At 66.9% G+C, this 4,036-nt stretch carries 5 protein-coding genes and 1 pseudogene; all 6 read right to left on the bottom strand.

Translation table 11 applies throughout. The features are described from left to right. A partial coding sequence (locus IB235_RS24405; RefSeq protein WP_192338966.1) for a carbohydrate kinase family protein occupies positions 1-928 on the bottom strand: 928 nt, incomplete at its 3' end. Next, positions 925-1,407, bottom strand: coding sequence for an ureidoglycolate lyase (locus tag IB235_RS24400; protein WP_192338964.1), 483 nt, complete (start codon positions 1,405-1,407; stop codon positions 925-927). The genes IB235_RS24400 and IB235_RS24405, both read right to left, overlap by 4 nt. Then, positions 1,404-2,147, bottom strand: a complete 744-nt coding sequence (locus IB235_RS24395) for a BtpA/SgcQ family protein (protein WP_155042562.1) — start codon at positions 2,145-2,147, stop codon at positions 1,404-1,406. The genes IB235_RS24400 and IB235_RS24395 overlap by 4 nt, the downstream gene beginning before the upstream one ends. 1 nt (position 2,148) lies before the next feature. Beyond that, complete coding sequence (locus IB235_RS24390; RefSeq protein WP_192338963.1) at positions 2,149-2,934, bottom strand: GntR family transcriptional regulator; 786 nt, start codon at positions 2,932-2,934, stop codon at positions 2,149-2,151. Between the two features lie 15 nt (positions 2,935-2,949). After that, positions 2,950-3,813, bottom strand: coding sequence for an ABC transporter substrate-binding protein (locus IB235_RS24385; protein WP_155042560.1), 864 nt, complete (start codon positions 3,811-3,813; stop codon positions 2,950-2,952). Positions 3,814-3,817: 4 nt separating this feature from the next. Continuing rightward, positions 3,818-4,036 (bottom strand): annotated as a pseudogene (locus IB235_RS25755) (hypothetical protein); the annotation flags it as partial.

Here is a 4,036-nt window from a genome sequence, read left to right as displayed (position 1 = left end):
TCTGGTTTTTTTGGATCCAGTTTTTGACATTTTGGGGTGTTGTGCGACCGCTTCGGGGTCCGTGTTGGGTGACGGAGCGGGAGGCGGCGGCGACGGCGAAGGTCAGGGTGTCTTGCAGGGTCCAGCCCTGTTCCAGCCCATGGACCAGAGTGCCGCCGAAGGTGTCGCCGGCACCGGTGACATCGGCGACCTCGACCGCATAGCCAGCCGCGGTGAACAGGGTGCCGCCCTGCAGGGCGGTGGCGCCCTCGGCGGCGGCGGTGCGGATCAGGGTGCGGATTTGGTTTTGCTCCATCCAGACCTGCGCGCAGTGGATTTCGTCCTGACCGAAGGTATTGCGGAAGCCGGTCTGGTTCATGATCACGACCTCGGCCCCCTGCAGATAGGGCAGGTCGGCATCCGTCGCGCCACCGACATCCAGATCGAAGACCAGCTTGCGGCCATGGGCGCGCAGATCGGCCAGCAATTCCGCCTGCGCCAGAACCTGACCGTCGATCTGCGCATGCAGCCGCCGCACCCGGTAGAGCGTGGTGTAAAGATAGCCCGGCGCGCGCAGGGCGGCCATGGTCTGGGGCGGCAACCACATTGGCTGCTGGCCCATCTCGACGGTCAGGACGATATGTTCGCCACCGACCAGGAAGATGAAGTTGCGCGATTCCGGGATCGCGGGATCGCGCAGCATGTGGCGGGTCGCCACCTGATGCGCGGCCAGATCCGCGATCAGCCGCTCCGAGAGCGGACTGGCATTCAGCAGCGAGATGAACTCGGGCCGCCCGCCGAAACCGGCATGGACCACGGCGGCATTGGCGATCGAGCCACCGGCCTCGGATGGCAGTTCGGTGACGAACCCCTTGTCGGCGGGACCCGGCCAGCGCTCGGCGGTGTAATATTCGTCCAGCGCGACATCGCCGATGAAGAACGCGGTCATGGGCGGACCTCGACCGGGCCGGCATCCGGGGCGACCCAGGGGTCGGGACCCAGCCCGCAGATCGCCATCCAGTAATAGGCGGCCGGCCCGTCCAGCCCGCGGCAGGCATCGTGCCAGACATTGCGGTTCATGACCGCGACCTGACCGGGCTGGATGACAAAGGCGCGGATTGCCGCGGCATCGGGCGCGTCGGCCGCCGAGGGCGGGGCCACGGCCAGGACGATGGGCGCGCCCGCGCAGAACAGCGCCTCCTCGGTCAGGGGGTGGCGCTCCATCTGGCGGCAGGTCCAGGGCGCGGCGGGGGCACGGGTCATGCCCAGATGCCCGCGCCCGTCGATCAGCGGCGGCAGGGTGAAGCCGTCGAGCCAGTCCGGCCCTTTCGTCAGCCGGACATCCGGCCCGTCCACGCCAAGGTCATGGACGCGACCGAAGGCGGCAAAACCCGCAGCGGTCAGGGGTTCCGGGGTGACATGGCTCATGCGTAGGCGCTCCGCGCGGCATGGACGGTGGCCATGAAGGTCGCGACATGGTCGGCGCAGACCCGGCCGGTATCCTTGTGGGTGTCCTTGAGCCAGCTGCCGACGATCACGCCATCGGCGGCCTCCATCTGCGCGGGCAGATTGGCATTGGTCACGCCCGCCCCGATGAACAGCGGCACGTCGCCGCCGGTGGCGGCGCGGAAGCGCGCAACCTTGGCCAGATCGGTTTCCTGACCCGTCGCATCCGAGGTCACCACCAGCCCGTCGCAGCGCGCCGCGCCCAGTTGCACGTCGCCGGCCTCGTCCCGGCCGGACAGGACCGGCTGATACTTGAAGCGGACGCCGCCCAGCAGCAGCGCCGGAACGCTGGCCCGCTCGGCCGCCAGATGCGCGGCAAAGGCGTCGTCCTGTTCCGGGGGCAGATGGCCGCAGACGGAATCGATCTGGATGAAGGCCACCGGATAGCGCCGGGCCAAGGCAAAGGCGCGGTCATTGTCGCGCAGCATGTTGACGCCGATGCGCGGCCCCAGATCCAGCCCCATCAGCCGGTCCAGCACGCGTTCGACATCCTCGGCCCCGCCGAAGTAATTTTCCACGACAAGGCCGTCGATCCCTGCCCCGGCCATGATCCGGGCTTCCTCAAGGGCCTGCGCCAGCTTCGATTCCGGATCGTTCCCGGCCAGATGCAGCATGCCCAGAATGGGGCATCTGACTGCAAACACGCTTGCAAGCGCCGTCATATCACTTCTCTCCTATGCCCTGCGGGGCTGGATTCTGGCCCCATCGGGTTGAAAAATTCATCTCGACGCGGGGCGAATAGACGATCGAGGTCCGCTCGACCTCGCGCCCTTCCGCGTCCAGCACCTCGCCCGAGGCGCATAGATAGCCGGCGATCGCCGGGTCCTCGCCAAAGACCTCGGACAGAAGCGCGCTTGGCGGCACGACGCGCAGGCTCAGTTCCGAGCGCGCGGGATGGCGGTCGTAATCGCGGCGAAGCACCTCATAAAGCGACAGCGCGGCGAAATCGTAGCGCTCGATCCCCGGATAAAGCCCCAGCGGCAGCCAGGAGGTATCAAGGTTCATCCAGGTGACGCGACTGCCATCGTCCAGCCCGCGGGCACGGGTCAGGATCAGGGTGCCGTCCTCGATCCGGTGGCCCAGAACGCGGGTGACCGGGCGCAGCCCCTTGGAGCGCGCCAGATCCGAGAAGCTGCCGAAATTCCAGACGCTGTGGGTGACCGGGCGATGGGTGACGATGGTGCCGCGCCCGCGTTCCTTGCGCACCAGCCCGTCGCGTTCCAGCAGCGCCATGGCATTGCGCACCGTGGTGCGCGCGATCGACAGCCGGTCGCGCAGCTCGTTCTCCGAGGGAAGGATCCCCCCCTCGGAATAGGCACCCGACAGGATGGCCGCCCGCAAGGCCTGATGCAGTTGCCGGTAAAGCTGCTCGCCCGAATAAAGGTCAAGGCGGATCGACCCCAGCGGGTCTTCGCGGCTGCCGGTCTGGTCTTGCGGTGCGTCACTCATCGGATCTGCTTCTGCTCAGGGGGTTGCGCCATTGACGACGAACTTGTCGACCTGGCCGACAGTCAATTGATAGCGTTCGACAATCTGCTTGTAGCTGCCATCCGCCAGCATGCCGTTCAAGGCCGCAAGCACCGCATCGCGCAATTGCGGATTGTCCTTGGCGAAGGCGATGCCATAGGGGTTCTGTTCGCCCGGCTCACCCAGCTGATAGAACTTGCCCGGCTCGGTCAGCGCCAGATCGGCCAGCCCCTCGACCCCGATGACCGAGGCCTGCGCCCGGCCCAGCCGCATCTGCATGATATGTTCGGCCTGGGTGGCGATCTGGATGACGTTGAAGGGCTGGTCCGCCGGGCAGGTTGCCTTGCCGGTCTCTTCGGCCCAGGTCACCCAGCTGGTGCCGGTGGCGACGGCGATGGTCTTGCCGCACAGGTCCTTCAGCGCGCCGATCTCGGCCTTGTTCTCGGCGATCGCGTAGAACACGTTGCCGGTGATGAAATAGTCGATGAAATCCAGCTGCGCGCGGCGCTCGACCTTGTCCGAGAAGGCGCTGATCAGCATGTCCGAGCGGTCGGTGACGATCTGCGGGATCAGCTGGGGGAACTCGACATTGGTGAACTCGACCTTCAGGCCCAGCCGCTCGCCGATGGCGCGCGCCAGATCCATGTCGAAGCCCTTCAGCTCATCCGAGCCGGGATCGGTGAATTCCATCGGCGGATAGGCCAGGCTGGTCACCACCTTGAGCACGCCGGCCGAGGCAATGTCCTGCGGCAGCAGCGCGGCGGCCTTGGGGTCGGTCTCGGCCAGGGCCGGTGCGGCCAGCGCCAGGGTCAGGGCCAGCGCCGGCATGGCCCGGCCAATCGCCGTCTTCGAAAGCATCATGGGATCACTCGCTGTTGGAAGTTGTTATCGTTGGGGTCTCGGTCAGGAACCTGGACAGGAAGGCGCGCACGCGCGGGTCCGCAGGGTCGGACAGCACGGATTGGGCCGGGCCGCATTCGCGGACCTCGCCATCGATCATCACCACGACGCGGTCGGCGACCTCGCGGGCAAAGCCGATCTCATGGGTGACAACGATCATCGTCGTCCCGGAAGATGCAAGGCG

This window comes from Paracoccus sp. PAR01, from assembly GCF_014851995.1.
GTDB lineage: Bacteria > Pseudomonadota > Alphaproteobacteria > Rhodobacterales > Rhodobacteraceae > Paracoccus > Paracoccus litorisediminis.
This window is presented reverse-complemented; position numbering and strand designations above follow the sequence as displayed.

Coding starts and splice junctions, on each gene's coding strand:
- IB235_RS24390 (WP_192338963.1), bottom strand. CDS start 2,934: ATGAGTGACGCACCGCAAGACCAGACCGGCAGCCGCGAAGACCCGCTG.
- IB235_RS24385 (WP_155042560.1), bottom strand. CDS start 3,813: ATGATGCTTTCGAAGACGGCGATTGGCCGGGCCATGCCGGCGCTGGCC.
- IB235_RS24400 (WP_192338964.1), bottom strand. CDS start 1,407: ATGAGCCATGTCACCCCGGAACCCCTGACCGCTGCGGGTTTTGCCGCC.
- IB235_RS24395 (WP_155042562.1), bottom strand. CDS start 2,147: ATGACGGCGCTTGCAAGCGTGTTTGCAGTCAGATGCCCCATTCTGGGC.